The sequence below is a fragment of the Paenarthrobacter ureafaciens genome (assembly GCF_004028095.1).
Classification (GTDB): Bacteria; Actinomycetota; Actinomycetes; order Actinomycetales; family Micrococcaceae; genus Arthrobacter; species Arthrobacter ureafaciens.
On record NZ_SBHM01000007.1, the window covers coordinates 641,987 to 667,993 of the forward strand.

At 63.1% G+C, this 26,007-nt stretch carries 28 protein-coding genes; 21 read left to right on the forward strand and 7 right to left on the reverse strand.

The annotated features are described in order from the left end of the window. Positions 1 to 136 precede the first annotated feature (136 nt). The gene (locus tag AUR_RS07150; RefSeq protein ID WP_021472841.1) at positions 137 to 481 is read right to left on the reverse strand and encodes a hypothetical protein; all 345 of its coding nucleotides are present in this window, start codon (positions 479 to 481) and stop codon (positions 137 to 139) included. 106 nt (positions 482 to 587) lie between these two features. Between AUR_RS07150 and AUR_RS07155 the strand changes: the two genes are divergently transcribed. Together AUR_RS07155 and AUR_RS07160 are read left to right on the forward strand one after the other, a co-directional pair. Further along, positions 588 to 1,238 carry a CG0192-related protein gene (locus AUR_RS07155; RefSeq protein WP_021472842.1) on the forward strand — a complete coding sequence of 217 codons (651 nt, stop codon included), beginning with the start codon at positions 588 to 590 and terminating at the stop codon, positions 1,236 to 1,238. A gap of 90 nt (positions 1,239 to 1,328) precedes the next feature. Then, positions 1,329 to 1,772 (forward strand): hypothetical protein, encoded by a 444-nt coding sequence (locus AUR_RS07160; RefSeq protein ID WP_062098115.1) that lies wholly within the window; start codon positions 1,329 to 1,331, stop codon positions 1,770 to 1,772. On the opposite strand, the gene AUR_RS07165 is transcribed toward AUR_RS07160, so the two are convergent. Next, the gene (locus AUR_RS07165) at positions 1,769 to 2,104 is read right to left on the reverse strand and encodes a DUF3040 domain-containing protein (RefSeq protein ID WP_062098117.1); all 336 of its coding nucleotides are present in this window, start codon (positions 2,102 to 2,104) and stop codon (positions 1,769 to 1,771) included. The two genes, AUR_RS07160 and AUR_RS07165, sit on opposite strands and share 4 nt — an antisense overlap. 228 nt (positions 2,105 to 2,332) lie before the next feature. Between AUR_RS07165 and AUR_RS20500 the strand changes: the two genes are divergently transcribed. After that, positions 2,333 to 2,746, forward strand: coding sequence for a hypothetical protein (locus AUR_RS20500; protein ID WP_079941286.1), 414 nt, complete (start codon positions 2,333 to 2,335; stop codon positions 2,744 to 2,746). Between the two features lie 75 nt (positions 2,747 to 2,821). Then, positions 2,822 to 3,220 (forward strand): YybH family protein, encoded by a 399-nt coding sequence (locus tag AUR_RS07175; protein WP_021472846.1) that lies wholly within the window; start codon positions 2,822 to 2,824, stop codon positions 3,218 to 3,220. Here the strand turns inward: AUR_RS07175 and AUR_RS07180 are convergent. Continuing rightward, on the reverse strand, positions 3,217 to 3,957 hold the full coding sequence (locus AUR_RS07180) for an IclR family transcriptional regulator (protein WP_021472847.1): 741 nt from the start codon (positions 3,955 to 3,957) through the stop codon (positions 3,217 to 3,219). The two genes, AUR_RS07175 and AUR_RS07180, sit on opposite strands and share 4 nt — an antisense overlap. Then, positions 3,957 to 4,772 carry an IclR family transcriptional regulator gene (locus AUR_RS07185; protein WP_062098119.1) on the reverse strand — a complete coding sequence of 272 codons (816 nt, stop codon included), beginning with the start codon at positions 4,770 to 4,772 and terminating at the stop codon, positions 3,957 to 3,959. Before AUR_RS07185 ends, AUR_RS07180 begins: the two co-directional genes overlap by 1 nt. A gap of 150 nt (positions 4,773 to 4,922) precedes the next feature. On the opposite strand from AUR_RS07185, the gene AUR_RS07190 reads away from it, so the two are divergent. The 5 genes from AUR_RS07190 to AUR_RS07210 all read left to right on the forward strand — a co-directional run bounded on the left by AUR_RS07190 (position 4,923) and on the right by AUR_RS07210 (position 9,767). Continuing rightward, the gene (locus AUR_RS07190) at positions 4,923 to 5,954 is read left to right on the forward strand and encodes a zinc-dependent alcohol dehydrogenase (protein ID WP_062098121.1); all 1,032 of its coding nucleotides are present in this window, start codon (positions 4,923 to 4,925) and stop codon (positions 5,952 to 5,954) included. Between the two features lie 84 nt (positions 5,955 to 6,038). After that, on the forward strand, positions 6,039 to 6,932 hold the full coding sequence (locus AUR_RS07195; RefSeq protein ID WP_062098123.1) for a transketolase: 894 nt from the start codon (positions 6,039 to 6,041) through the stop codon (positions 6,930 to 6,932). Further along, on the forward strand, positions 6,929 to 7,861 hold the full coding sequence (locus AUR_RS07200) for a transketolase family protein (RefSeq protein WP_062098124.1): 933 nt from the start codon (positions 6,929 to 6,931) through the stop codon (positions 7,859 to 7,861). The genes AUR_RS07195 and AUR_RS07200 overlap by 4 nt, the downstream gene beginning before the upstream one ends. Before the next feature lie 17 nt (positions 7,862 to 7,878). Further along, positions 7,879 to 8,970 carry a 1-phosphofructokinase family hexose kinase gene (locus AUR_RS07205; RefSeq protein WP_128397099.1) on the forward strand — a complete coding sequence of 364 codons (1,092 nt, stop codon included), beginning with the start codon at positions 7,879 to 7,881 and terminating at the stop codon, positions 8,968 to 8,970. Positions 8,971 to 9,002: 32 nt separating this feature from the next. Continuing rightward, a complete protein-coding gene (locus AUR_RS07210; protein ID WP_021472853.1) occupies positions 9,003 to 9,767 on the forward strand; it encodes an SDR family NAD(P)-dependent oxidoreductase in 765 nt (254 codons plus the stop codon). Between the two features lie 71 nt (positions 9,768 to 9,838). Here the strand turns inward: AUR_RS07210 and AUR_RS07215 are convergent, their stop codons facing one another. Together AUR_RS07215 and AUR_RS07220 are read right to left on the reverse strand one after the other, a co-directional pair. Then, a complete protein-coding gene (locus tag AUR_RS07215; protein WP_241650880.1) occupies positions 9,839 to 10,843 on the reverse strand; it encodes an alcohol dehydrogenase catalytic domain-containing protein in 1,005 nt (334 codons plus the stop codon). A gap of 78 nt (positions 10,844 to 10,921) precedes the next feature. Then, on the reverse strand, positions 10,922 to 12,226 hold the full coding sequence (locus AUR_RS07220) for an MFS transporter (RefSeq protein ID WP_062098128.1): 1,305 nt from the start codon (positions 12,224 to 12,226) through the stop codon (positions 10,922 to 10,924). Positions 12,227 to 12,477: 251 nt separating this feature from the next. Here AUR_RS07220 and AUR_RS07225 point away from each other — a divergent pair, with 251 nt between their 5' ends. Then, positions 12,478 to 13,254 (forward strand): SDR family oxidoreductase, encoded by a 777-nt coding sequence (locus AUR_RS07225; RefSeq protein WP_062098130.1) that lies wholly within the window; start codon positions 12,478 to 12,480, stop codon positions 13,252 to 13,254. A 40-nt stretch (positions 13,255 to 13,294) separates the two neighbouring features. Here AUR_RS07225 and glmS read toward each other — a convergent pair whose 3' ends face one another. Continuing rightward, positions 13,295 to 15,199 (reverse strand): glutamine--fructose-6-phosphate transaminase (isomerizing), encoded by a 1,905-nt coding sequence (gene glmS, locus AUR_RS07230; RefSeq protein ID WP_062098131.1) that lies wholly within the window; start codon positions 15,197 to 15,199, stop codon positions 13,295 to 13,297. Positions 15,200 to 15,328: 129 nt separating this feature from the next. Here glmS and AUR_RS07235 point away from each other — a divergent pair, with 129 nt between their 5' ends. The 11 genes from AUR_RS07235 to AUR_RS07285 are packed head-to-tail and all read left to right on the forward strand — an operon-like array spanning position 15,329 to position 26,006. Next, on the forward strand, positions 15,329 to 16,381 hold the full coding sequence (locus AUR_RS07235; protein ID WP_062098132.1) for a substrate-binding domain-containing protein: 1,053 nt from the start codon (positions 15,329 to 15,331) through the stop codon (positions 16,379 to 16,381). A 46-nt stretch (positions 16,382 to 16,427) separates the two neighbouring features. Next, positions 16,428 to 17,504, forward strand: coding sequence for an ABC transporter permease (locus AUR_RS07240; RefSeq protein WP_021472859.1), 1,077 nt, complete (start codon positions 16,428 to 16,430; stop codon positions 17,502 to 17,504). Further along, positions 17,501 to 18,328, forward strand: a complete 828-nt coding sequence (locus AUR_RS07245) for an ATP-binding cassette domain-containing protein (RefSeq protein ID WP_021472860.1) — start codon at positions 17,501 to 17,503, stop codon at positions 18,326 to 18,328. The genes AUR_RS07240 and AUR_RS07245 overlap by 4 nt, the downstream gene beginning before the upstream one ends. After that, positions 18,325 to 19,221 carry an MBL fold metallo-hydrolase gene (locus tag AUR_RS07250; protein WP_062098133.1) on the forward strand — a complete coding sequence of 299 codons (897 nt, stop codon included), beginning with the start codon at positions 18,325 to 18,327 and terminating at the stop codon, positions 19,219 to 19,221. The genes AUR_RS07245 and AUR_RS07250 overlap by 4 nt, the downstream gene beginning before the upstream one ends. A 1-nt stretch (position 19,222) precedes the next feature. After that, positions 19,223 to 19,864 (forward strand): bifunctional 4-hydroxy-2-oxoglutarate aldolase/2-dehydro-3-deoxy-phosphogluconate aldolase, encoded by a 642-nt coding sequence (gene eda, locus AUR_RS07255; RefSeq protein WP_021472862.1) that lies wholly within the window; start codon positions 19,223 to 19,225, stop codon positions 19,862 to 19,864. A 45-nt stretch (positions 19,865 to 19,909) separates the two neighbouring features. Continuing rightward, entirely contained in the window at positions 19,910 to 20,749 is an 840-nt protein-coding gene (locus tag AUR_RS07260) for an SDR family oxidoreductase (protein ID WP_017200025.1), read from the forward strand. Between the two features lie 6 nt (positions 20,750 to 20,755). Continuing rightward, positions 20,756 to 21,823: a galactitol-1-phosphate 5-dehydrogenase gene (locus tag AUR_RS07265; protein ID WP_062098134.1), complete on the forward strand. Its 1,068-nt coding sequence runs from the start codon at positions 20,756 to 20,758 to the stop codon at positions 21,821 to 21,823. Further along, a complete protein-coding gene (locus AUR_RS07270) occupies positions 21,820 to 22,869 on the forward strand; it encodes a zinc-dependent dehydrogenase (RefSeq protein ID WP_062098135.1) in 1,050 nt (349 codons plus the stop codon). Before AUR_RS07265 ends, AUR_RS07270 begins: the two co-directional genes overlap by 4 nt. Positions 22,870 to 22,908: 39 nt before the next feature. Beyond that, on the forward strand, positions 22,909 to 24,408 hold the full coding sequence (gene glpK / locus AUR_RS07275; RefSeq protein WP_062098136.1) for a glycerol kinase GlpK: 1,500 nt from the start codon (positions 22,909 to 22,911) through the stop codon (positions 24,406 to 24,408). Positions 24,409 to 24,444: 36 nt separating this feature from the next. After that, positions 24,445 to 25,404 carry a shikimate dehydrogenase family protein gene (locus AUR_RS07280; RefSeq protein WP_021472866.1) on the forward strand — a complete coding sequence of 320 codons (960 nt, stop codon included), beginning with the start codon at positions 24,445 to 24,447 and terminating at the stop codon, positions 25,402 to 25,404. Continuing rightward, complete coding sequence (locus AUR_RS07285) at positions 25,401 to 26,006, forward strand: glucose-6-phosphate isomerase (RefSeq protein WP_021472867.1); 606 nt, start codon at positions 25,401 to 25,403, stop codon at positions 26,004 to 26,006. Before AUR_RS07280 ends, AUR_RS07285 begins: the two co-directional genes overlap by 4 nt. Position 26,007 lies beyond the last annotated feature (1 nt).

Consider the following 26,007-nt stretch of genomic DNA (forward strand, 5'->3'; position numbering starts at 1 on the left):
ACGGAGTGGTGAAAGCCTACGCACAAAAAACGCTCTCTCACTTATGGCCCCGATTCGGCGTTTCCTCTGTCATCGAGTGAGAGAGGAAACGCGAAAAGGGGCCGTTATGTGAGAGAGCGTCCGGAAGGGGTGCCGGCTACTGGGCGCCGCGGCAGAGTTCGCCGTACTTGGTGCCGGCTTCCTGGTAGGCGGTGGTCAGCTCGCCGAGCTTGGCTTCATCGGGATCGGACTTGGCCTGCTCGTCGAGGAAATCCAGGATGGAGGTCACCACGGGCTTCATCTCCTCGGAAGCCACGGCCTGGATGGGACGGATGGCGTTGGCCACGCGGTTGGTTGCCGTCTTGTTCGATTCCTGGGTGAGCCCGGAAGCGGCGGCGGCCATCCTGTCGCAGGTCTGCGCGGTGGTCAGCTGCGGTGCTGAGCAGGCGGAGGCCGAGGCAAGCAGCCCGGCAGCGATCAGGACAGTGGTGAGTTTCTTCATGATTCCCTCAATGGTCGACGTCCCTTCGATTGTAATCAGAGCCCCGCAATGCCTGCGCATCGGGACAACTTAGAGACCTGACCGGTGCTGCCCTAGGCTGGGTGGCATGGCGATCATTCACAAGGCAACCCTGTCCCCCAGCAAGCTCGAGCTCATCGCTGACTACCTGCCGAAGCAGCCGTGGTTCATCCAGGAGGGCGAACCGGAGCTGGTGGGCGCCTACCGCTTTGACGATCCCGCCGGTGAAGTCGGAATCGAAACCCACGTCGTCTCAGCCGGCGACCGCATCTACCAGGTTCCCCTCAGCTACCGCGGCTACGAGCTGGCCGGTGCGAACGACTGGCTGATCGGCACCATGGACCACTCCGTCCTTGGGAAGCGCTGGGTCTACGACGCCTGCGCCGACCCCGTCTACATCAAAGCGCTGGCCACTGCCATCCTCACCGGGCAGAAAGAGGCCGAACAGTTCGTGGACGGCGAGTCCCAGCCCCGCCCGAGCACAGTTTCGGTGCAAGGAACGGGAATGCTCGACGGCGGCCTGCCCGCCTTGAGCGCTTCGGCGCCGGTATCGGGAAGCGGTGTGACCATCATTGACGCGGGAAGCCTCCGCCTGAAAGTAAACCGCGTAGTGGAAGTCGCCGTCGATGCCGCTGTCAACACTGCCGCGGCACCGGAACTTCACACCGAGCTGGCCCTCACGGGAACCTGGGAAGGGCTTGAAAACCCGGTCGAGTTGGCTTCGGTAATCCGCGACTAAGCTGCGCGCGCAGAGTCACCTGTTCCTGAAGGAGTTGGCGGCGTAGGCTGGCCGTCGAAGCACAAGCACATCCCTCTCCCAGGAGTCCTCATGCACAAGCCGCAGACCGTCATTTCCGCAGCCCAGGAGCTCGCAGGCGAGTGGGTCAGGCACGCTGCTGACGGGAAGGCCTCGCAGTCCGATGCAGTGGTGGGCTGGGCCCTCTCCCGCATCAACCACGCCGACGTGCCGTCCGTTGTGCAGGGAGTGATGATGACGCTCACCGGCAACCGCAGGACGGCGCGGAAAGCCCGCCGTGCAGCGGACAAGGCGGTCAAACGGGCCACTCAGGCCCTTGCTGACCGTCGCCTGGGGTCAGCGGGAAGGACTCCTTCGCGCCGAGGTTTGTGGTTGACGTTCATTGCCGCAGCAGGTCTTTCCGCGGGTGCCGTTTTCCTCTGGCGGACGCTGCTCCCTCAAGGAGAACCCACGCCCGTTTCCGCTTCGGAGACGGGGGCCAACCACGCGGCTTCGTCACAAGAGGGCACGAACTAGTCCGGCCAGAGCCGCTTGGGGCCGGTCTGATCGTTCCGGTCCCCACCGTCGTCCCGGCGGAGGCGCCGACGAAATACCAGCCTGCTCAACAACACATAAGCCCCCGCACCCGCTACGAGGAAACCCGCGACACCCACAATCAGGATCTGCGTGGCGATCCCGGCGATGATCAAGGCGAATCCGGCAAGGACACCCAGCACGCCCATGACCGTCCTGGCCGCCGTCCCCCGCAGGCGGCCTGACTTCAGCTGCAGGTCCAAGTCGGGGTCCGACGCGGCCAGGCCCCGTTCGAGTTCTTCCAAACTCCTGCGTTCTTCATCCGACAAAGACATCGGAATCTACCTCACCTACGGCTCCCGTTTCTGACGCTGGAGCCCTCTTGCCGGGCGCGGGCACTGCTTGCCGTACCTTGCCTTCATTATCTGCCGAATCCGGGGTACTAGCCACTGGGCAGGTTCAGGCTAAAGCTACCGCAGTGCATGACCGGAGCTGACTGTGGCACCCTGAAGGGGTAGTTCCCAGCACGCGTACGGACAACCAACTGGAAGGCACTTCTTCCCATGGCACGACGAACTGCAAGAATCCGGAACAACACTGCACAAGCAACACGACCCAAGCGTGGGCGGGCTGCATGGCTGATCCTCACGGCCCTCGTTGCCGGTGTGGCAGGGGGCATCTTTGCACGGCGGGCGGCTGTCCCTGCCGGCAACAGCCAACCGGGTAAACGGGCGGCAACGGAACCTGTGGGCACCAACACGCCGGACGTGCTGCTCCCACGGACTGAACCGGTAGAGATCTCGACCCGGATGCGTCCTGGCGAGTGGACCGAGGAATCCTTGCAGGCCCACATCGAGGATTACCGCCGGCAGATCCGGAACATGGGCGCCACTGACGCGGAAATCGTGACGAACGTCGAGCGGACGGAGGAAGGCGCGGCCCGGGTAGTTGTCAGCTGGAACCGAACGGGCCTCTGAGGCAACCGGCTGGGCTCACACAGTCGGTCCACCACAGCCCGTCACATCAGCGCCACCCAGGCGCATACTGTCGGTATGACCGATCGTGAAGATTTCCTGGCCTGGGTAACGTCCGATCTTCGGCACGCCGAACAGGCCCTGCATAACGGCGATCCAGAACCCCGCCGGGCCGTCTGGTCGCGCAAAGAACCAGTGAGCGTGATGGGTGCTTGGCGGAATGCCTTGGGACAGCTCGCCCTGCACGACCTTTTCACGCATTTGGGCGAGAGCTTCTCAGACTGCGTGTCCTACGAGTTCGAGCTCCAGAGCTACGACGTCGTGGGCGACATGGCCTACACCGTCGGCCTCGAACACACCTCAACGTCCGTTAACGGCGAGGCCCGCAGCTACGTGCTGCGGGCTACCCAGGTGTATCGGCGCGAAGACGGACAGTGGAAGGTGGTACACCGGCACGCGGACACCGTGGGCGGCTAAAGCTTTGCCGAGACTTCCTGCGCTGCTTCACGCAGCAGGTCCGCGTATTCGTTTCGGTGCGGCAGGACGTCGTCCCGGAGCCCGGCGACGGAGAGGGCCCCCCGCAGGACACCGTTGGAATCGAACAGCGGCACGCCCAGCGCCGCTACGCCGAGGGTAACGTCTTCGTCAGACAAGCTGAAGCCGCGTTCGCGGATCAGCGCGGCATCGGCCTCGAGTTGCTCGGCACTGGTAAGGGTCTGGGGAGTGAATTCCTGAAGGGGGGCAGCCTCCAAGACCCTGTTGCGAAGGGAATTGTCGTAAGCCAGGATCGCCCGGGAGGTCGCGCCGGCGTGGGGCGGGAGACTTCCTCCGGGTTTAAGCAGCATCAGCGTGACCTTTGTGCCCTCGACCCAGTCCAGGCACACCACCCGCCGGTCACGGAGGGAGCAGAGGTAGACGGTTTGGCCCGTCACGTCGTTGAGCCGCTGCATTGCAGAACGGGCTGCTCCGACTTCCGGAATTCCTTTGAGCGCTGCGGTGGCGAGGTGAAGGATCCCGGTGCCCAGCTGGGCGCGCCCGTCTTCCCGAACAGTCACCAGGCCTACGTGCGCCAGCGCATCCAACAGACGGTAGACACTGGGCCGCGGCATGGAGATGGCATCGGCAATGTCAGCGACGCTCATTGGCCCGGTATCAGCCAACGCGTTCAAAAGGTCGGCACTGTTGGCCATGACTTTAATGGGCTTTGCGGGCATCAGGAGTCACTTCCAACTTTGGCGGGGAAGTCGGCGCCTTGCTGCAACGAGGCGCCCAAGGCGCGGCTGACTGCCGCCGCGGCAGAAAGAACCACTTCCACGGGGTCGTAGCCGCTGTGAAACACCCGGTGAGTTTGGCCGCTGATGGAAAGAGCACCAACTACTGCTCCTGAATGGTTAAAGATCGGAGCGCCGACCCCGCCTATTCCTTGGCCCCAATCACTGTGCGCGACGGCCACTCCTGCCGCGGCCGTCTCCTGAAGACGACGTCGGAGCTCGTCAGCGTCGACGGCTACAGGACCAAAGAACTCATCCTCCGGCAGCTCGCTCAAGTAGCGCTCAATCAGCTCGTCGGATTCGAACGCGAGGATTGCCCGGGGCGCGGCGCCCTGTCCCAGCGGCATGGACTCGCCCAACCTGAGGTTGTGGATCTGGACATCCAAGCCGTCGATCCTATCGATGCAGACTGCACGCAGGTCCCGTCGGATGCAGAGGAATGCCGTCTGGCCCGTGGACGCGTGCAGTCTTTCAAGCTCGGGACGCGCCAACTCCCGTAAATCAAGTTGCGACTCCAGTTTTGCCCCCAACCGAACGAAGTCCAGGCCAAGCCGCGTCTTCCCGCGCCGCGAGCCGTCCTCGACCCACCCTATGGCGTGAAGCGTGGCGAGCAACCTATAGAGCGAGCTCGCAGGCTCACCTGTGCGTTCTGCAAGCTCGCCGACGGTGAGCTCTCCGGCTTCCGCAATGGCGTGGAGTACGCCAGCCGACTTGGTGACGAGGTTCATTCCGCCTGCGGGGTCCGTTACTTCCGACATTGGAACCTCTCACCTAGCGGACATAGACCATGACTCACGATACGGAAGGGAAACCTTGCAGCGCAACCAAACTCCTTACCAGCACTTTATCGTTTTATGGATTGACTGTCCGTTAGATGATAATTTGAAACAATCTACCGAAGGAGAACCATGACATCGCACACCGGCACCCTCATGCCCCACCGCGCAGCAGTACTCACTGCGCCCGGGGAATTTGCCGTGGAAAACCGCAGCCAGCTTCGGGCCGAAGCGCACGAAGTCCTGGTCCGCATCACCTTCACGGGGATCTGTGGATCCGATTTCCCCATCGTCGACGGAACCCACCCCCGCGCCGTGCTGCCGCTGGTGATGGGCCACGAGATGACGGGAACCATCGAGGACCCGGGAAGCAGCGGTTTGAAGACAGGGACCACGGTGGCGGTCAATCCACTGCTGCCTTGCGGCGAGTGCGGAGCATGCACCCGGGGACTCCCCCATGTTTGCCGCAACCTTCGACTGCTAGGCATAGATACTCCCGGCTCCATGACGGAAGTCATGGCTGTACCAACCGCGAACATCACCGCCTTCCCCAAACCGGTGCCCGCAAGGGAGGCCGCCCTGGCGGAACCACTCGCGGTCGCGATCCACGCGGTGCGTCGCGCCCGCGTCGTCCCCGGAGAACGTGTGCTCATTTTCGGAGCAGGACCGATCGGCATCCTGGTTGCCCAGGTCGCCCGGCATGAAGGCGCCAAGGTTTTCGGCGTCGTGGAGCCGAGCGAACGACGGCGGCAGGTGGTTGAGTCACTGGGGCTCACCGCACTGGCCCCAGAGGATGTTCCGGTGGCGCGCTTGCATCGCGACGACGCCGCCGACGTCGTCTTCGACTGCGCGGGTCACCACAGCGTCACTCCGCTTTTGACCGAAGCCGCTCCGGTCCGCGGCCGGATTGTCATCGTGGCCGTCCATCACGGCCCGGCGGAGGTGGACCTCCGGGAAATGGCCTTCGCCGAACAGGAAATCATCGGGGTACGGGTATATGAACCCCAGGATTTCGCCCGATCAGTGGAACTGATCAGCAGCCAGGCCCTGCCCTTGGCAGACATCCCCGTGTCTGAGTACCCGCTTGAGGAAGTCGCGAGCGCCTTCGCCGAGGCCCGCTCAGGGTCCGGTGCAGTTAAGGTCCTCGTTCGGAGCTGCAACTAGATTTCTCACCTTCTGGACTTAACGTCCACTAAGCGATAATAATAGGCTTACAGACCTGCTGACACGATCGACGAGGACAAAGTCATGCCAAACAAGCAAGCAAGCAGAATCGGCACAGCCGAACTTCAGCATTTGGCGGCAGCCGGCCGCTGGCACGTTATTGAGACCGTCACCAACGCCAAAGCGGGCCACATCGGCGGACCGCTCTCGGCCATGGACCTTCTGGTCTCGCTCTACTTCAACGAGCTCCGCATCGATCCTCAGCAGCCGCAGGACCCTGCCCGGGACCGCTTCATTCTTTCCAAGGGGCACTGCGCGATCGGGCTCTACGCAGTCCTGGCCCTCCGCGGCTACTTCCCCATCGAAGAGCTGGCGACATTCGATCAAGGCGGCTCCCGGCTTCAAGGCCACCCCGACATGAAACTGACCCCGGGCGTGGACTCATCCAGCGGATCCTTGGGGCAAGGGCTCTCAGCCGGTGCAGGCATGGCGATCGCGGCCAAGCAACTCGGTGCGGAATTCCACACCTGGGTCATGTTGGGCGACGGGGAACTGGAGGAGGGGATGGTGTGGGAAGCAGTCCACACCGCGCGGCGCTTCAAGCTGGACAACCTCACCGCTGTCATCGACTTGAACGGCCTCCAACAATACGGGTGGCCTGTGACCGAAGACGGCGACCGCTTCGACCGTTCAAACCCATGGGCGGGAGTGAACCTCGAAGGGGTCTTCAGCAGCTTTGGCTGGAACGTCGTCAGCATTGACGGCCACGACTTTGACGAGATCCAAACAGCCTTCGACCACGTGCGCGCGGGCCATGGCTCGGGAAAACCGACGGTGATCCTCGCGAACACTGTCAAAGGCAAGGGCATCTCTTTCACGGAGGGCACCTATAAGTGGCACAACGGCGTTGCCACACCGGAACAACTGGCGGTTGCTGCTGCAGAACTCGGCCAAACACTCGAAGGAGAAGCAAAGTGAAGGCACAGCGCGATGTATGGGGCCAGACGCTGGTGGACCTCGCCCGCAGCGACAGCCGGGTTGCCCTGGTGGACGGCGATCTCGCGACCTCCACCAAGGCTGATCTTTTCGCCGAGGCCTTCCCGGAGCGTTTTTTTGAAATCGGCATAGCCGAACAAAACATGGTGGGCGTCGCATTCGGCCTGTCAACGCTCGGATACCGGCCGTGGCTCTCCACATTCGGCGTCTTCCTGACACACCGGGCTTTGGACCCCATCCGCATGCTTGTGTCCCAGACGGGAGCACCGGTAAAGATCGCGGCTTCCTATGCAGGACTCCTCAACGGCAGCAGCGGAAAAACGCACCAGGACATCGAAGACCTCGCCATCATGCGCGCCATGCCGGGTATGACGGTCATCGCACCGGCCGATGCCGAGGAGGCCGAAGCTGCCATCCGCTGGTCCGCCGACTACGACGGCCCTGTGTACATCCGTCTTGCCAGGGATGCCGTGGCCGACGTCTTCGACTCCGACCATGTTTTTGTACCCGGCACTGTCCACGTACTGCGCGAAGGAGGCGACGCCATCCTGGTTTCCACCGGAGTCCAGACCTCCCGGGTTATGGATTCCGCAGAACTGTTGACCGAACAAGGACTCGAAGTCCGTGTGGTCCACGTTCCCTGCCTGAAACCCGTAGACGAAGCTGCTCTCCTGTCAGCGCTCTCCGGACCTGCACCGATCTTCACGATCGAAGAGCACAGCGTCATAGGTGGCCTCGGCGGACTGGTCAGCGAGCTGGTGACCAGTACCACCCTGGGCAAAACCGTGACGCGGCTTGGCCTCGCGGATTCCTGGTCGGAATCGGCTCCCAACGCATACCTGCTGGACAAATACGGCCTCTCTGCACAGCGCGTAGCGGAGCAGGTCCGGCACGCCTTGGCCGACGACTAGCCGCAGGCGCCGATCCCATGAGCAGCCTCACCCATAGAACCATCCGCGGCGCTTCGGTTTACCGCTCCCATGGCGCCTCCCATCCCCCGATGCCCGCCCCGACTCCCCGGTTGGGCCAACAGCGGGTGGTGACCCTCACACCATCTCCCGTGGTTGACCGGATCTATTTCTTCGAGGACTTCGTGCCCGGCGCTGTCAACCGGGCGTCCGCCGTCGAGGAGAGCCTCGGCGGGAACGGGATCAACGTTGCCCGCACGCTGAAGCTGGCGGGCAACCCAACCACCGCAGTCATTCCCGCCAGCGAAGCGGACCAGAGCAGGGCAGCGCTCCTGCAGTCAGTGTCGGCCCCGGTGGCCACCGTCCCCGTTTCCACGTCCTTCCGAGTGAACACGGTATTGGTGGACTCACAAGGCACCACTACCAACGCGAACCAGCGGCCCGGGATTTTGCCTAAGCGTGAGTGGCAGTCCGTCTGCGAAACGACGCTGCGGGAGGTCCAGGCGTTGAATGCCGACTGGCTGGTGGTGGCTGGCGCCCTGCCTGTCACGGAAGACGGTCAACCAGCCGATCTTGAATGCCTTCTTCGCGAGGCCCGGGCCATCGGTACCAGAGTGTGCTTGGATGTCAACGGCCCTGACCTGAATCGTTGGGCCGCCACGGGCCTCGTGAATCTGGTCAAACCCAACGTTCCCGAGCTTGAGTCATTCGCTGGAAAGCAATTGGCAACAGTCGGCGACGTAGTCCGGGCAGCCGAAGAGCTTCGGAAGGCCGGCGTCGGGGCTGTCCTGGCCAGCATGGGGGCGGACGGGCTCATCGGCTCAGGACCCGACGGCATTCTGTGGGCCCGTGCGCCCAAGACCACGGTAGTCAACACCACCGGTGCCGGGGACGCTGCCCTGGCCGGATTCCTCAGCGAGGCCTGTGTGGAACCGGAAGGCCCAACCGGGCCGCGAAACCGTGCGTGGTCCTTCTCAGAATCCCTGGCCCGCTCGGCAGCCTGGGGCGCCTTGGCGGTCGGGCGCTCCACCACCGCTCTCGGCACCCTCACCGGGGCGCCTGCGGTATCAGTCCAGGCCCCCGAAGAAAACTTCCGCCTTGGCACAGCCTGAGGCGCATCCCCAATGTCACAAAGGAGCACATCATGAACCCACGTACCGCCCTGATCACCGGAGGCGCCCAGGGAATCGGTGCCCGCACAGCCCATCTGCTCGCCGAGAGGGGGTGGCGCGTGCTGGTTGCGGACCTGAACGAAGGGCCCGCCAAGGATCTCGCGGAGGAACTCAACCACGGTGCACCGACGCGCGAGCCCCACCTCGGATTCGGCGTGGATGTTGCGGACGAGATCAGCGTGGAGGGGCTCTTCACCTCTGTCTCGCAGGAAACCACAGGTTTGGACGGCTTGGTCAACTGCGCGGGCAACATCCTCCGCCAGCCCGCTGAAGAGCTGGACATCGCCCAGTGGCGGCGTCTCCTGGACATCCATTTGACCGGATCGGTGCTGATGGCAAAAACCGGCTTTCCGCTGCTGAAAGCCAGCCGCGGCTCCATCGTGAATATCGCCTCGGTAGGCTCCTCGTTTGGCCTCCCGGGCCGCTCTGCCTACTCCACGGCCAAAACGGGAATGCTGGGCCTGACCCGGACCCTCGCCGTCGAATGGGGTAGGCACGGCATCCGCGTCAACGCGGTGGCCCCAGGCTATGTGAACACCGAGATGGTCCGCAGCGGCCTCCGAAACGGCACGCTCAACGAGGAATCCTTATTGGGACGCACGCCGCTTGGCCGGCTGGCGGAATCGTCGGAAATAGCGTCCGTCATCGCGTTCCTGCTGTCTCCGGACGCGTCGTTCATTCACGGTGAGGTGGTGAAGGTGGACGGCGGCCTCACGGTCGACGGGACATTCGACTGACGGACCGGATACAGGGCCGCAGCACCGGACTTCCGGACGCTGCGGCCCTTGTATTTAAGGCACCTTTGCGCTCAGGGCACGACGGCGACCTTGGGTGCACCACCCCGACCCACTTTCTCGAACGCCCCGGCTATGTCGGCGAGCGGGACAGTCTCCACGAGGATGCTGCCCAGGTCCGGTTGTGTCTGGAGCACCTGGAGCGCAAGTTCATAGTCGGGCCGGTGGGAGCTGTAGCTCGTGATAATGTCCAGTTCTTTCCGCACGGCGTCGTTGGCTGCAAGCACAGGTGGTGCGCCGTAGAGTGCCACCATCACCAAGCGACCCCTGACCGGCAGGGCCCTCACGGCATCAGTTAGTGCTGCCGATGCGCCTGCGGCTTCGATCCAGACCGTAGGGCTATAACTTCCGGGCACAGACTCCGCCAGTTCCAGCTCGAGCCGGGCCGCGAGACCCGCACGTGAGGCAACATCACCGGCCGTGCCTTTCAGGAGCACCCGCGCACCCACGTATCTACACACCAATGCTGCGAGGATACCGATGGTTCCCGGCCCGCTGACCACCACAGTGTCTTCTGCGGTGATCCTCCCCCGGCCGGCGACGGCGCGGGCGGCTACAGAGAGCGGCTCCGTGAGAACGGCAGTAAGCGTAGGGACATTCTCCGGAACGGCCAGCAACTGCGCGGCCGGGATTCGTACGAAAGCCGCAGCGCCGCCGTCGCGCGTCAAGCCCAAGGTCATTTTCCCTTCGCAGCCGTTCGCGTACTCGGCCTGGCACGCCGGGCATTCCCCGCACCCCGACTGGGCGATTGCGGTGACTCTGTCCCCCGCGGTGAATCCGTGACCGCTGCGGACCACGGTTCCCACGATTTCGTGACCCAGGGTTGTGCCGCAGGGCACCCAGTCGTAGCCATCGTCGCCGTTCCAGATGTGGAGATCGGCCCCGCACAGTCCGCAATATTCAGTGCGGACAAGAACTTCCTGAAGAGCAGGGTCTGGAAGATCCTTCATGCTGACAATGATGCTGCGGGGCGCCGTGGATGACCGGACGGCGGCCGGTGCTGTTGCGGGGAGATTCATGGAGATCCTTCCGAAATGCGACAGTTCCCGGGGGCCAGGGGCACCGCCGGGAACTGTCTGTTGATCTGATGGCCGGACTTACCGGACTTGGTGCAGGGGAACGCCGGAGTTGTTCTTCCACTTCAAGACCACAAGCGTGGAAATGGCCGCGACCGCGATGACGTAGATATTGAAGATCCAGCCGTTACCGATCGAGTTGAGCCAGGTGCTGAGGTAGGACGCTGTGCCACCGCAAATGGCAACGCCCAAGGAGATGGACACTCCGAAGATGCGGGTGCGGTAGCGGGTGGGGATCTGTTCCGAAATGGCAGCCGGCTTGGAGCCCGTGATGAAGGCAACCAGCAGGAGGCCCACGGTCTGGGCGACAAGCAACGTCCATGGCTCGCTGCTCATCAATGCCCACAGGGGGAAGACGGTCGCGGCGATGCCCACCAAGGAAATCAGCGTCGTGGTCTTGCGGCCCCAGTGATCAGAGATCCAGCCCGACACTGGAAGGAACAGAATGTAGACCACTTGGGCGATGGCACTCATCACGAAGGCCTGGCCCGGGTCCATACCCTTGACGCCGATCGCATAGATTGCTGCCGAGGTCACCCACGTGTAGTAGGTCAGCGTGGCGCCGGCCTCATAGAGGAAGAGCTTCACGCCCGCAGTGACAACCTGCTTCCTGCTCCACGCCGGCGCTGCGCTTGATTCCGGAGCGGCCGCAACATGTTCGCTTTCCATCATGCCCCGGCGCAACCACAGCGCTGCGACGGCCAGCAAGGCACCCGCGGCGAACGGAATCCGCCAGCCCCACTCCATCATCTCGGTTTTGCTGAAGAATCCCGTCAGCAGTGCCATGAAGAAGGTGGCGAGCAAAGAACCCGATCCCACGGCAATAAAGACTGAACTCGACCACAGGCCCCGGCGCTTTGGCGGCGCGATCTCAGCGATGTAGGCATAGGACGTCGTCGACTCCCCGCCATGGGCGAAGCCTTGGACAAGCCGGGCGAGCAGCAGCAGCAAGGACGCCCAGCTGCCGATCACGGCGTAGGAAGGAATCAAGGCGATGCCCAGGCTCGCCCCTGCCATGAGAAACATAGTGGTGAGGAGGACCTTGCGCCTGCCCAATTTGTCGGCCAAGGGACCAAAGACCAGGCCGCCGATGGGCCGCATCAGGAAGCCGACGGCGAAGACCGCCAAGGTGCTCAGCAGTGCCGACATGGGGTTGCCCGAGTTGAAAAGACTGCCCGCAATATAGACGGAAGCAACGGTGTAAATGGTCCAGTCGAACCACTCAAGCAAGTTGCCCACACCAGTGGCGAGCAAGGATTTGCGCTGAAGACGCAGCCGCTCGGGGCTGGTCCCCTGTAGGGCTGCGTTCTGCTCAACAATCGTCATTGAATGCTCCCGCGTTGGGAAGCCACGTGATGTGGCTTGGACTCGGTAGTGACCCGGCCATGATGTGCAGCCCCTCTGGGCGGGCGGCTTAGGCCAGGCCGTGGGCCGGAAGGCTCACTTTCTGCGATTAACATCATCATGCGGACAAAGTGTCTGTCAAGTGATAATTTAGAAACGGTGGCAGGGTGGCCCGTCCTCCCGCCCCATTTCCCAAACGAGAAAACGCCGGACCGCGGCGTAAAGGAGGACCCATGGAGACGAATCTTGAGGGCAGGGTTGCCCTTGTAACGGGAGCAAGCAGCGGGATCGGAGCCAGCGTGGTCCGCCGGCTCCTCGCAGCGGGGGCCCGGGTGCACGGAGTTGCACGCCGCCAGGAAGCCTTGAACGAAGTCAGTCCGGAACACTTGGCGGATGGAAGGTTTGTTACACACGCATTGGACGTTTCGGACACTGCGGCATCCCGGGCATTGGCCGCCCGGCTGGCCGAAACCGATCCGATCGACATCCTGGTCTGTGCCGCGGGGACCAACGTTCCGCGCCGCCGGGTTGCCGAACTCACCGACGAGAGCTTTGACCAGATCATGAAGACCAACGTTTACGGGGTCTTCACCTTGTTCTCCGCAACGCTTGACCAACTGCGCGAACGCAAGGGCGACGTGGTGATTATTTCCAGCATCGCCGCGAGCTGGCCGGACCACAGCGGAGCCGCCTACGGCGCTTCCAAGTCCGCACTGCTGGGCCTGGCCCGTGGAGCCTCCCGGGACGAACACGGAAACGGCATCCGCGTGTGCAGCATCCTGCCGGGCATTGTGGATACCCCGATCCTTGATCTTCGCCCGAGCCCGCCGCCACGGGAAGTCCGCGACTGGGCCATCCACCCGGATGACATCGCAGAGGCCGTCCACTGCGCCGTGAGCCTGCCGCCCCGGACCAACATCGCGGAAATCAGCGTCGTGGCCACCCGGCTGCAGTCGCTCAGCAACACCCAGGCAGCCACACCCGAACTCCCCGCCTCCATGCGGAGCTGAAGCAACAGGGCTGCCCGCTTTATCAGCGGGCGGCCCTGGGCTATTCCACCGTGACGGACTTGGCGAGATTCCGGGGCTGGTCCACATCGAGTCCCTTTTCAGCGGCAAGACCGGCAGCAAACAGTTGTAGCGGGACCGTGGTCAGCAACGGAGCCAACAGCGGCGACGACTCCGGCACAGTAATTACCTCGTCCGCCCATTCCGCAACAACCCCGTCTCCTTCCTCCGCCACCGCAATGACCCTGCCGCCGCGGGCCTTGATCTCCTGGATGGTGGACATGACCTTGGAATGCAAAAGACTGCTGTGCCGGAGCGAGGGAACAATGACAATGACCGGCTGCCCGTGATCAATGAGCGCGATCGCACCATGCTTGAGCTCTCCGGCAGCAAATCCCTCTGCATGGATGTAGGCAAGCTCCTTGAGCTTCAGCGCTCCCTCCAAGGCCACAGGGAACCCAACATGCCGGCCCACGAACAATACCGACGTCGCTTCGCGCATGTCGGCTGCCAACGCTTTGACCCGCGGCGCGCCCGCCAAGGTGCGCTGGACGAGATCCGGCACCATCCGCAGCTCCCGCGCCACGGCGAACGTTTCTTCTTTCAGGGCACTCCGACGAAGCTGCGCCAGGTAGAGACCCAAGAGGATATTAGCCGTTACCTGCGCCAAGAAGGCCTTGGTGGAGGCGACCGCGATTTCGGGTCCGGCCAGCGTATGCAGGACGCCGTTCGACTCGCGGGCAATCGTGGACCCTTGGGTGTTGCAGATGGAGAGCACAACGGCGCCTTGTTCACGCGCGTAACGGACAGCCATCAGCGTGTCCATGGTCTCCCCGGATTGGGAAATGGCAACCACAAGCGTCCGGGAATCCAGCATGGGGGTTCGGTACCGGAATTCGTGGGCAAGGTCGACCTCCACCGGGATCCTGCACCAACGCTCGATCGCGTACTTCGCAATCTGTCCGCCATAGGACGCGGTGCCGCACGCCACCACCACTACCTTGTTGATCCCGGCGAACGTGGAGTCGTCGATGCCCAAGCCGTCCAAGCGGACAGAGCCGTCTACGCCGATGCGACCCTGGATGGTCCGCCGCACAGCTTCGGGTTGTTCCAGCATCTCCTTGGCCATGAAAGACGAATGGCCGCCCTTGGATGCGGTGGCAGGGTCCCAGTCGACTGCCACTTCCGCGACTTCCACCGGGGCGCCGTTGAAGTCGGTCACCGCAATATTGTCTGCGGTGACGGCGACAACCTGATCCTGGCCCAACTCAACTGCGCGCCTCGTAAATTCGCCGAAAGCCGCGACGTCGGAGCCCAAGTAATTTTCGCCGTCGCCCATTCCGACGACGAGAGGCGAGTTCCGCCGCGCAGCCACCACGAGTCCCGGGTGGTCAGCGTGGACCGCCAATAGCGTAAAGGAGCCTTCCAGTTCGAGGCAGGCGCGGCGCATGGCTTCTGCCAAGGCATCTTCCGCGGCGGCCGGAGCCGCGCAGTCGGTGACCACGGCGCGGTACGCCTGCGCGAGCAACGCCGCGGCCACCTCGGTATCCGTCTCCGAAGCGAAGTCGTGCCCGCTTCCTGACAACGCATGTCTCAACGGCGCAGCGTTTTCGATGATGCCGTTGTGGATCACCGCCAACCGGCCCTGATCGGCCAGATGCGGGTGGGCATTGGCATCCGTCGGAGCACCGTGCGTGGCCCATCTGGTATGCCCAATGGCCACCTTCCCGTCAGGAAGCGGCTCGGCAGCGACCGCAGCCGCGAGGTTGCTGATCTTTCCCGTTTTCTTACGGACGTGAATGCGTCCCTCCGACTGGATGGCGATGCCCGACGAGTCGTAGCCCCTGTATTCAAGGCGGCGCAAGCCGCCCATCACGACATCCAGGGCACGTTGCCGACGGGCTTTAACTGAGTCGGCACTGCCGACGTAACCAACGATTCCACACATGGTGGCCAGCCTAATCGAGTTTGGAAATTTCTTCCAGAAACTATTGTTCGGAAGGAAATTCCTGCTAGGCTTGTGATCAACACCACCCCTCCCCAACCAGAGAGTTCCTCTCGACAGAAAGGCCTCGAAATGACCGCTCGTACACAACGGCGTGGACTGACCGTCAAGGCAGCTGCCTTCATCGCGGCGGCCGGACTTACGGCAACCCTCGCCGCATGTTCTTCATCGGCAGCCAATTCCAAACCGCTGGTAGGGCTCATCACCAAGACCGATGACAACCCCTACTACGTCAAGATGCGCGAAGGCGCCGAAAAGAAGGCCGCGGAACTGGGCTTCGAGCTCCAGTCGCTTTCCGGCCAGGGCCAGAGCGACAACGACTCCCAGGTCAAGGCCATCGAGAACCTGGTAGCCCGCGGCGCGAAGGGAATCATGATCGCTCCGTCGGACTCGGAAGCCATCCTTCCTGCCATCAAGAAGGCAAGGGATGCAGGGGTCTTCGTCGCAGTTCTGGACTCCCCCACCAACCCCACTGATGCCGCCGACGCCACTTTCGCAACCGACAACTTCCAGGCGGGCGTCCTCATCGGACAGTGGGCCAAAGCCCAGTTCGCCAACAAGCCGGCAAAAATCGCCATGCTGGACCTCAGCCCGGCCCAAGTGGCCGTCGACGTCCAGCGCAACCAGGGATTCCTGCAAGGCTTCGGAGTCGACCTGGCTGACAAGAAGAAGATCGGCGACGAAAAAGACCCCCGGATCGTCGGCCACGAAGTCACCAACGCCAACGAAGCCGGCGGCCGGGCTGCCATGGAGAAGCTCCTCCAGCGGGATCGCACCATCAACCTCGTTTACACGATCAACGAGCCGGCCGCTGCCGGCGCTTACTCTTCCATCAAGGCAGCCGGACTGGACGGTCAAGTAAAGGTGGTCTCCATCGACGGCGGCTGCCCGGGAGTCAATGACGTCAAGGCCGGTGCAATTGGGGCAACGTCCATGCAGTTCCCCATCAAGATGGCCACCGACGCACTTCAAGCCATCAACGCCTACCTGAAGGACGGCACCAAGCCAACCACCACAGAAGGCCTCGATTTCACCAACACCGGCGTCACGCTCATCACCGATCAGGCAGCACCGGGCGTCACTTCCGAACCGACTTCCTGGGGCTTGGAGAACTGCTGGGGCTAAGGCCCGGCAGCCAACCACCCGTTCATTGAACAGCGAAGGTACAACAATGAATTCAGTATCCGCGACGCCCGGCCCCGCGCCGGCCAAGGCCCCGGACGCACCGATCCAACGCAAGGTGGGCGAGCGCCTTGACCAGCAACCGCCGGTCTCATTCCTGGGCCGGGTCCAGCGTCAAATGCACGCCCATCCCCTCCTGGGTCCAACCGCCGTCCTGATCCTTGCTTGCGTTGTCTTCACGGTCATGGTGGGCCCCCGGTTCGTGGACCCCCTCAACGTGTCATTGATCCTCCAGCAAGTCCAGATCATCGGCATGGTGGGCATTGCGCAGACTTTGATCATCCTGACGGCAGGCATCGATCTCTCCGTGGCCGCCGTGATGGTCTTCACCACCGTTATTTCCGGCAAGCTGGCCGCTGAAGCCGGGCTTCCCGCCGTCGTCGCACTTGTGATTGCCTTGGCGACGGGCGCAGCCTGCGGCTTCCTCAACGGCCTCCTGGTGACGCGGTTCCGCGTGCCGCCATTCATCGCAACGCTGGGAACGCTGAGCATCTTCACGGCCCTGAACCTCTTGGCCTCCGGGAGCCAAACCATCAAGGCCAATGTCCTCCCGGACCTGCTCCTCTGGCCCGGTGAAACCTTCCGGGTCCTCGGAGCGCCGGTCACCTATGGGTCCATCCTGGTCCTTCTGAGCTTCGTCGCCGTAGCCTTCATCCTCAAGCGCACCGCGTGGGGAGAACACATCTACGCGGTAGGCGACAACGCCGAAGGCGCCCGGCTCAGCGGCATCCGGACAACCCGCGTCCTGCTTAGCGTCTACATCGTGGCGGGCATCATCTGTGCCATTGCCGGCTGGCTGCTGATCGGCCGCGTCGGCTCCGTGAGCCCGTTCTCCGGCGAAGGCGTCAACCTCGCCAGCATCACAGCAGTAGTCATCGGAGGCACCAGCCTCTTCGGCGGCCGCGGCAACGTCCTTGGCACCCTCTTAGGGGCCCTCATCATCGGAGTCTTCAGCAACGGCCTGACACTGGCCGGCGTCGATGTTCTCTGGCAGGTATTCACCACAGGCGTACTGGTCATCGTCGCAGTCGGTTTGGACCAGTGGACCCGAAAGGTCGCGGGATGACCACCAACCCAACCCCAACCACGCAGCCCATCCTCCAGGCACGCAACCTCGTAAAGCGCTACGGACATGTCACGGCACTGGCCGGCGCGGACCTCACGCTCTATCCCGGCGAAGTACTGGCAGTCATCGGGGATAACGGTGCCGGCAAGTCTTCCCTCATCAAGGCACTGTCAGGAGCGTTGATCCCGGACGAGGGCGAGATCAAAGTAGATGGCGAAACCCAGAAGTTCCGCTCCCCCTTGGACGCCCGGTCCGCCGGCATTGAGACGGTCTACCAACACCTCGCGTTGGCACCGGCCCGTGACATTGCGGCCAACCTCTTCCTGGGCCGCGAACTCCGGAAACCCGGCCCCATGGGCTGGGGGCTGCGGATGCTGGACCACAAGACCATGCGCAAGGAAACTGCCCGGATCATGGGAGATCTCGGCCTGTTGACCATCCAGAACATCGGTCAGGCCGTAGAAACACTTTCCGGCGGCCAGCGCCAAGGTGTGGCAGTGGCCCGGGCGGCAGCGTTCGGCAGCCGGGTCATCATCATGGACGAACCCACGGCAGCACTGGGCGTCAAGGAATCAGGCAAGGTCCTGGACCTGATCGCCGGCATCCGTGACCGCGGCATCCCCGTCATCCTGATCAGCCACGACATGCCTCATGTTTTCGAGGTGGCGGACAGGATCCACGTCCAGCGCCTCGGCCGCCGCATCGCCTGCGTCCAGAAAACAGACATCTCCATGAACGACGCCGTATCCCTCATGACCGGCGCGCAGACACCGCCAGCCGGTCACGACCCCGAGGCACTTCCAGCCCGATTGGCAGTCCGATGAGCGCTGCGGTAACCCTTCGCGCCGACGGCGGTCCCGACGTCGGGCATCTCACCCGGGCAGCGGACAACGCCGGCGGCCTCCGCTTCTGGTGGCTGGGGCAGGCGGGCTTCGCCTTCGAGCATGCCGGACGGCGCGTTCTGGTGGATCCCTACCTCTCGGACAGCCTTGCCCGGAAGTACGCAGGGAAGGTGTTTCCGCACGCCCGGCTTCATCCGGTCCCGGTGGACCCTGCCGCGGTGCTTGGTGTTGAGGCTGTCCTGCACAGCCACGCACACACCGATCACCTGGACCCGGACACCGTTGAAGGATTGCTGCAGAACAACAGCCCTTTGTTCGTGGCTCCGAGGGCACGGCGCGATGTAGCCATCCAGAGGAACATTCCGGCGGACCGGCTGCGGGCCGTAACCGCCGGCGATCGAGTTGAACTCGGCAATGGAATGTCCGTTACCGCCGTTCCGGCTGCGCACGAGGACCTCGAATTCGATGCCAACGGCGACTCCGTTTTCCTTGGCTACATCCTGGATATCGCCGGCATCCGAATCTACCACTCCGGCGACTGTGTACCGTATGGGGGCCAGGTCGAACTGCTGCGGAACCACCACGTGGACTTGGCTTTGCTGCCCATCAACGGGCGGGACAGCCGCAGGCTGCAAAACGGCGTCCCCGGCAACATGACGGTTCGCGAAGCAGCGGCGCTCTGCCAGGAAGCGGCGATTCCCGCCGTCGTTGGCCACCATTTTGGGTTGTTCGACTTCAACACGGTGCCCCGCGAAGACGCCGCCCGCGAACTTGGCGAGGTGGCCGGTGACCTGCAATGGACCCTTCCTGAAGTGGGCAGGTGCTACTCCGTCGAGCCGGCCCGCGAACCGGCAGAACAGCTGAAAGGACGCTGACATGACCCCGGAAAATACTTTGCGGCAGCTGCGGATTGTTCCCGTGATCGAAATCGCCGACGCCGCCCACGCCGTCCCTCTGGGACAAACGTTGGTGGAGGCCGGACTGCCCGTAGCTGAAGTGACGTTCCGGACACCGGCAGCCGCCGAGGCCATCGCACGAATGGTGCGTGAGGTCCCCGGCCTGCTGGTGGGCGCCGGAACCGTCCTTTCAGTGACGGATGTGGACGCAGCCGTCGACGCCGGTGCGCACTTCCTGGTCTCGCCCGGTCTGAATCCTGCCGTGGTGGCGAGCGCCCGCAGCGCGGGTGTGCCGATCATCCCCGGCGTCACCTCTCCCACCGAAATTGAGGCAGCCCGGTCGCTTGGCCTCCGCCTGCTGAAGCTCTTCCCCGCCGAAGCGGTGGGCGGACTCCCGCTGGTGAAAGCCTTCGCGGCCCCCTACCCGGATGTTGAGTTCATGCCCACCGGCGGAATCACGGCGTCCTCTTTGGAATCCTGGCTGCAGGCGCCCAACGTGGTGGCCTGCGGGGGTTCCTGGATCGCCACCAAAAACGACATCGCCGAACGGCGCTGGGATGACATCCGCACCAAAGCCAGCCAGGCCGTTCGCCTGGCATCCCCTTCCGTGGCGTCCGTGTGACCGCCACAGACCCCATCAAAACCACCTAATACAAGGAGAACCACAATGAGTGAAACATACGTCCCCCAGAACGGCGTCGCCCTGGCCGGCAAGGTCGCCATCATCAGCGGCGCTGCCTCCGGCATCGGCGAGGCCGTGGCCCGCATCTTCGCCGCCAACGAAAGCAAAGTCCTGTTGGTGGACATCGACGAGGAGCGCCTGGACAAGGTCACTGCCAGCATCCGAGGGTATGGCCGCGGAGACGTCCACTCGATCCTTGCCGACGTCACCGACGAACAGTCCGTGATCGATCTCTTCGCCTGGGCCAAGACCAACTGGGGCAGTGTCGATCTGCTGGTGAACAGCGCCGGCCGCGACTCCCTGGCCCCGCCGGTCACGGACGTCACCTTGGACGAGTGGAACAAGACCCTGAACCCCAATCTGACCGCAGTATTCCTCATGTGCCGCGAAGCCTTCCGCATCATGGAGAAGCAGGAAAACGGTGGCCGCATCATCAACATGGGCTCCTCGTCCGCCCGTGTCGCCTCCGGCCCCGGCCACAGCCCATACCGCGCTTCCAAGCACGGCCTCATGGGCTTCAGCAAGAACATCCTGCTTGAAGGCAAGGACAAGAAGATCGGCGTCACTGTCATCAACCCGTCCCACGTCAAGACCCCGATGACCGAAATCATCGACAAGGGCCTTTACGATGGCGACGTCCCGGCCTACATCGACGGCTGGCTGGACAAGAAGGAAATCGAAGAAGGCATTCACGCCAGCTGCATCGAGGTGGACAACGTCGCGGAGATCACCCTCTATGTGGCCACCCGCACGCCGGATGTCACCATTCCGCAGATCGCCCTGTACCCCACCCACAAGGCACACCGTTACGGCATGGAGGTCTAACCTGCCATGAAGGCTGCCATTCTCAATGGACTCAATGACCTGGAGTACCAGGACATCCCTGAGCCCGAACCTGTAGGCGAGGACCCCGTCCTGGTGCGGGTCGGCGCCGTCGGGGTCTGCGGTTCCGATGTACTCCGCTACGGCCACGGCAAGGCGTACCATTACCCGCTGGTCCTCGGCCACGAATTTTCCGCGATCGTGGAGGAGGCGCCGGCGGGCACCGGGCTCAAGCCCGGGGACCGCGCCGCTGTTTTTCCCCTGTTGCACCAGCACGGCGACCCAATGTCCGAAATCGGTGAACACGCTTTGGGAACCGGCTACGACTACTTCGGCTCCCGTCGCCACGGCGCAATGTCCGAGCGTATGTGGGTGCCCGCCAAGAGCATCTTCAAAGTCCCGGACGGCACTGCCCTGACCCACGCGGCCATGGTGGAACCGGCAGGTGTAGCCCTGCACGCCATGCTGAAGCTGGACATTCCCACCCACGCCACAGCCTTGGTGATCGGCGCCGGACCCATCGGCGCCCTGGCCGCGCAATGGTTGCGGATCCTTGGGTGCTCGCGGGTGTTAGTGGCGGACATCGACGACCAAAAGCTGGAGATCATGTCCGGCCTGGGCTTCGAAACGCTGGATGCCAGGACCGGTAACACGGCCGACCTCGCCCGTACGGCAACCGACGGCTGGGGACCGCAAATCACCGTGGAAGCCACCGGCAACCCGAAAGCGCTGGTCCAGGCGATCGACGCCGCATCCGTCCAAGGGCAGGTAGTGCTGCTGGGGGACCTGAGCGGCGACCTCCAGCTGGCCAAGGCCGAAGTTTCGTCGTTGCTCCGCAGGGAACTTCGGCTCTACGGGACATGGAATGCCAAAGTGACCCCCAAGGGCCACAGTGAATGGGACATGGTCATAGCCCATCTGGGCAAGGACCTGAAAGTGGAGGAGCTGATCAGCCACGTCCGCCCCTTGGAAGATGCTCCTGCTTTGTTCCGCCAACTGACGGACCGCTCCATTTGGTACAACAAGGTCCTGTTCGCTGTCTCCGAGGAAGCGCAGGAGGAGGTGCGTACCCAGTGAAGGCTGCAAGGCTCCACTCCGCCGGCACCATTACCGTGGACGAGGTAGAGCGTCCCGTTGCGGGACCCGGAGACATTGTCATCAAGGTGCGTGCAGCCTCCATTTGCGGCACGGACCGCCGGATCGCAGTCAACGGCCACTTCAAGCTCCCGGAAGGAACACCCCGTGTCCTCGGCCATGAGTTTGCCGGAGACATTGTTGAGGCCGGGGAGGAAGTTAACGGCTATGCCGTGGGAGACAGGGTCAGCGTCACCCCGAACGTGGGATGCGGACGCTGCACGAGTTGCTTGGTGGGGCTCAACAACATGTGCCCTTCCTACGAGGCCTTCGGAATCACGCTGGACGGCGGCTTCCAGGAGTACGTCCTCATTCCCCGGTTCGCGCTTGAACGCGGGAACGTGTTCCACCTCCCGGACTCCGTGGACTACGCCGAGGCAGCCCTGGTTGAGCCGTTGTCCTGCTGCTACAACGCCATCAGCAAGCTGAACGTTGGGCCGGAGACCACGGTCCTGGTGATGGGTGCCGGCCCGATCGGCGCCTGCCATGTGATGCTGTCCAAGCTCTATGGGGCAGCCAAGGTCATTGTGTCCAACAACCGCCAGGCCCGGCTCGACTTCGCCGGTTCCGTGGGGGCTGATGTCCTGGTGAACCTCGGCGAACGCGAGCTGGCGTCCGTGGTCGAGCAGGAAACCAACGGCAGGGGCGTGGACGTCGCGCTGACGTGCGTGTCCAAGCCGGAAGTCCAGGCCGAAGCAGTGGATCTGCTGGCCATGCACGGCAGGGTGAACTTCTTTGCTGGCTTGGGCAAGGCACAGCGGGTTCCCGTCGATACCAACAGGGTCCACTATCAAGGCCTCACCTTGACGGGAACAACGGGGTCCAGCAATTCCGACTACGCCGCCTCGCTGCGGTTGGTAGGACAGAGACGCCTGGACCTCTCGCCCCTGGTCACCGAGACCTTCACACTGGATGACATCGAGAAGGCCATGGACTACGCAGGATCGGGCGCCGGCATGAAAGCCATGATCCTTTTCGACACGAAGTAGCGCGGTCAAAGGGTTCGCGCAAACAGAAATGGACATCTGATGACGAAGAAGTACATCATGGCACTCGATGCCGGGACCACCGGGATCAGGTCCATCCTTTACAGCCAGGATCTTGAAATTGTTGGCGAGGCAAGCCAGGAGTTTACGCAGATCTACCCCAAGCCGGGCTGGGTGGAACACGATCCCATTGAGATCTGGAATACACAGCTCGCCGTGGCCCGAAGGGCTACAGAGGCTGCGGGAATAGATCCCTCGGACATCGGCGCGATCGGTGTCACCAACCAGCGCGAAACCACCGTCGTTTGGGACCGGGATACGGGCAAGCCCGTCATGAACGCCATCGTCTGGCAGGACCGGCGCACGGCAGGGTTGTGTGACGAACTGAAGGACAAGGGCTTCGAAGAGCATGTCCGCACCACCACCGGATTGGTGGTGGATGCCTACTTCTCCGGAACAAAAATCGCCTGGATCCTGGACAACGTCCCGGGTGCGCGGGAACGTGCTGAAGCCGGGGAATTGTGCTTTGGGACCGTGGACAGCTGGTTGATCTGGAACTTGACCGGTGGCAAGGCCCATGTCACGGACTATTCCAACGCGGCAAGGACGATGCTGTTCAACATCAAAACTTTGGACTGGGACGACAAACTGCTCAATGAACTGGGCATCCCACGGGCGTTGCTGCCCGAGGTCCGCCCCAGCAGCGAGGTTTACGGACACACCTGCGATGCAATCTTTGCCGGTGCCCGCGTCCCTGTGGCCTCCGCCGTTGGCGACCAGCAGGCTGCCCTGTTCGGGCAGGCGTGCTTCGACCGCGGGATGGTCAAGGCAACCTACGGGACAGGCGGGAGCCTGGTCATGCACACAGGCGGCGTTCCTGTCAGCTCAAACAGCGGCATGCTGACCACCATTGCGTGGGGGCTGAACGGAAAAGTCGAGTATGCCTTGGAAGGACTCATTTTCGTTGCTGCTGCTTCCATCCAGTGGCTGCGGGACGAACTCCGTGTCATTTACGACTCCGCAGACAGCGAATACGCGGCCATCCATGTGGAGGACTCCGGTGGCGTGTACGTTGTTCCGGCGTTCACCGGCTTGGCTGCCCCCTACTGGGATCCCTATGCACGTGGAGCGATCCTCGGGCTGACCCGCGGTTCAAGCAGGAACCACATCATTCGGGCAACTCTGGAGTCCATCGCTTTCCAGATCAAGGACGTCATCAACTGCATGGAAACGGATGCAGGGATCCCGGTCTCCGAAATCCGGGTGGACGGCGGGGCTGTCCGCAACAACTTCCTCATGCAGTTCCAAGCCGACATGTTGAACGTCCGTGTTCTTCGTCCCCGGCAAGTGGAGTCCACGGCACGCGGAGCAGCCCTTCTGGCCGGACTGGCCTGCGGAATATGGAGCAGCCAGGACCAACTCCGCGAAACCTTCGCGCTGGACCGGGAATTTGTTCCGGACATGGCCGATGAAAAGCGCAAGAAGTTATACGCCGGCTGGCAACGGGCCGTAGCCCGGGCTTCCGATTGGGAAGAGCACTAGACCATTCATTCACAGCACACCGAGGAGAGCACCACCATGTTGATGCCCGCCACTGAACCCACCATGTACTTTGTTGGGGTCACTACCAAACAATCGTCCATCATGCGGGTGTTTCCAGCTTGGGCCGAGGAGCTGGGACTGTCCGCTGTCCTGAAAGGCATAGACCTGCCGCCCGGAGCTCCGGCGTCCGATTACCGGGACGTTGTCCGCTTCATCAAAGACGATCCGCTGTCCCTGGGGGCGCTGGTCACCACCCACAAGCTGGATATCGTCAGCGCCGCCCGGGATGACTTCGACACTTTCGGCGATGACGCCCAGGTTCTGCACGAGATCAGCAGCATCTCCAAGAAGGACGGCAAGCTATGGGGAAATGCCATGGACGCCGTCACCAGCGGACTGTCGTTGGAAGCGATTGTCCCTGAAGACTACTGGCAGGACTCCGACGCCGAACTGATCCTGCTGGGCGCGGGCGGTTCGTCCTTGGCGCTGACGTACTACCTTCACAAACGCGCCGCCGCAGGTTTCCCGGTCCCCCGCAAAATCACGGTCACCAATCGTCGGATCAGCCGTCTGGAGGAGATGCAGGCCATGCACGCAGGTCTGGGCAGCACGCTCCCCATCTCCTACGTCCAGGTGGCAGATGCCGCCGGGAATGACGCCGTGGTTTCTGCCGCTCCCCGTGGTTCGGTGGTCATCAACGCCACGGGCTTGGGCAAGGACCGCCCGGGATCCCCACTCACGGACAATGTGGTCTTCCCACAGGACTCCATCGCCTGGGACTTCAATTACCGGGGCGAGCTCGTGTTCCTGGACCAGGCGCGGGCCCAGCAATCCAGCCTGAACGTCCGCGTCGAAGACGGCTGGGTCTACTTCCTCCACGGATGGACCCGCGTGATCGCGGACGTCTTCGGCATCGACATTCCTACCCGCGGACCGGCGTTCGAGCGCCTGTCCGATATCGCACTGAACGTATCCAAGAAGGAGATTTCCAAATGAACACCACCGCTCAAACCACCGCTGCTGACACCACCGTCCAGGCAGTACTGACGGACTTCGACGTCAAGACGGGTCTGTCCACCACCAAGACCCCGCTCCAGCGCAAGCTCTCCGCCATGGCTGACATGTACGCCGACCAGGAGGCCGCTGCCGCGCAGGTTGCCGAGGACGACGTCCTGGTGTACGAATTCTTCGACATGGGCGTCCCGTCCACGCCCGGTGACGTGGCTTACGGAACCAGCATCACCTACCCCGGAAAGGTGGGCGATGAGTACTACATGACAAAGGGCCACTTCCACGAGGTCCTGGATACGGCGGAGATCTACTACTGCTTGAGCGGCAACGGCTACATGCTCATGGAAAACCCCGAGGGTGACTGGCAGGCCGCGGAATTCAAGCCGGGACAGGCCGTCTACGTTCCACGCCGCTACGCCCACCGCAGCATCAACATTTCCGACACCGAACCGCTGGTAACCTTCTTCGCCTTCCCGGGGCACGCCGGCCACGACTACGGAACCATCGAAACCAAGGGCTTCCGTAAGCTGTGCGTCGAGCGTGACGGCAAGCCCGAGTTCATCGACAACCCGCGCTGGCAGGCCTGAT

What these genes read in the sequence shown, in the direction of transcription:
- AUR_RS07150 (WP_021472841.1), bottom strand. Translation starts at nt 481, where the DNA reads ATGAAGAAACTCACCACTGTCCTGATCGCTGCCGGGCTGCTTGCCTCG.
- AUR_RS07155 (WP_021472842.1), top strand. Translation starts at nt 588, where the DNA reads ATGGCGATCATTCACAAGGCAACCCTGTCCCCCAGCAAGCTCGAGCTC.
- AUR_RS07160 (WP_062098115.1), top strand. Translation starts at nt 1,329, where the DNA reads ATGCACAAGCCGCAGACCGTCATTTCCGCAGCCCAGGAGCTCGCAGGC.
- AUR_RS07165 (WP_062098117.1), bottom strand. Translation starts at nt 2,104, where the DNA reads ATGTCTTTGTCGGATGAAGAACGCAGGAGTTTGGAAGAACTCGAACGG.
- AUR_RS20500 (WP_079941286.1), top strand. Translation starts at nt 2,333, where the DNA reads ATGGCACGACGAACTGCAAGAATCCGGAACAACACTGCACAAGCAACA.
- AUR_RS07175 (WP_021472846.1), top strand. Translation starts at nt 2,822, where the DNA reads ATGACCGATCGTGAAGATTTCCTGGCCTGGGTAACGTCCGATCTTCGG.
- AUR_RS07180 (WP_021472847.1), bottom strand. Translation starts at nt 3,957, where the DNA reads ATGCCCGCAAAGCCCATTAAAGTCATGGCCAACAGTGCCGACCTTTTG.
- AUR_RS07185 (WP_062098119.1), bottom strand. Translation starts at nt 4,772, where the DNA reads ATGTCGGAAGTAACGGACCCCGCAGGCGGAATGAACCTCGTCACCAAG.
- AUR_RS07190 (WP_062098121.1), top strand. Translation starts at nt 4,923, where the DNA reads ATGACATCGCACACCGGCACCCTCATGCCCCACCGCGCAGCAGTACTC.
- AUR_RS07195 (WP_062098123.1), top strand. Translation starts at nt 6,039, where the DNA reads ATGCCAAACAAGCAAGCAAGCAGAATCGGCACAGCCGAACTTCAGCAT.
- AUR_RS07205 (WP_128397099.1), top strand. Translation starts at nt 7,879, where the DNA reads ATGAGCAGCCTCACCCATAGAACCATCCGCGGCGCTTCGGTTTACCGC.
- AUR_RS07210 (WP_021472853.1), top strand. Translation starts at nt 9,003, where the DNA reads ATGAACCCACGTACCGCCCTGATCACCGGAGGCGCCCAGGGAATCGGT.
- AUR_RS07215 (WP_241650880.1), bottom strand. Translation starts at nt 10,843, where the DNA reads ATGAATCTCCCCGCAACAGCACCGGCCGCCGTCCGGTCATCCACGGCG.
- AUR_RS07220 (WP_062098128.1), bottom strand. Translation starts at nt 12,226, where the DNA reads ATGACGATTGTTGAGCAGAACGCAGCCCTACAGGGGACCAGCCCCGAG.
- AUR_RS07225 (WP_062098130.1), top strand. Translation starts at nt 12,478, where the DNA reads ATGGAGACGAATCTTGAGGGCAGGGTTGCCCTTGTAACGGGAGCAAGC.
- glmS (WP_062098131.1), bottom strand. Translation starts at nt 15,199, where the DNA reads ATGTGTGGAATCGTTGGTTACGTCGGCAGTGCCGACTCAGTTAAAGCC.
- AUR_RS07235 (WP_062098132.1), top strand. Translation starts at nt 15,329, where the DNA reads ATGACCGCTCGTACACAACGGCGTGGACTGACCGTCAAGGCAGCTGCC.
- AUR_RS07240 (WP_021472859.1), top strand. Translation starts at nt 16,428, where the DNA reads ATGAATTCAGTATCCGCGACGCCCGGCCCCGCGCCGGCCAAGGCCCCG.
- AUR_RS07245 (WP_021472860.1), top strand. Translation starts at nt 17,501, where the DNA reads ATGACCACCAACCCAACCCCAACCACGCAGCCCATCCTCCAGGCACGC.
- AUR_RS07250 (WP_062098133.1), top strand. Translation starts at nt 18,325, where the DNA reads ATGAGCGCTGCGGTAACCCTTCGCGCCGACGGCGGTCCCGACGTCGGG.
- eda (WP_021472862.1), top strand. Translation starts at nt 19,223, where the DNA reads ATGACCCCGGAAAATACTTTGCGGCAGCTGCGGATTGTTCCCGTGATC.
- AUR_RS07260 (WP_017200025.1), top strand. Translation starts at nt 19,910, where the DNA reads ATGAGTGAAACATACGTCCCCCAGAACGGCGTCGCCCTGGCCGGCAAG.
- AUR_RS07265 (WP_062098134.1), top strand. Translation starts at nt 20,756, where the DNA reads ATGAAGGCTGCCATTCTCAATGGACTCAATGACCTGGAGTACCAGGAC.
- glpK (WP_062098136.1), top strand. Translation starts at nt 22,909, where the DNA reads ATGACGAAGAAGTACATCATGGCACTCGATGCCGGGACCACCGGGATC.
- AUR_RS07280 (WP_021472866.1), top strand. Translation starts at nt 24,445, where the DNA reads ATGTTGATGCCCGCCACTGAACCCACCATGTACTTTGTTGGGGTCACT.
- AUR_RS07285 (WP_021472867.1), top strand. Translation starts at nt 25,401, where the DNA reads ATGAACACCACCGCTCAAACCACCGCTGCTGACACCACCGTCCAGGCA.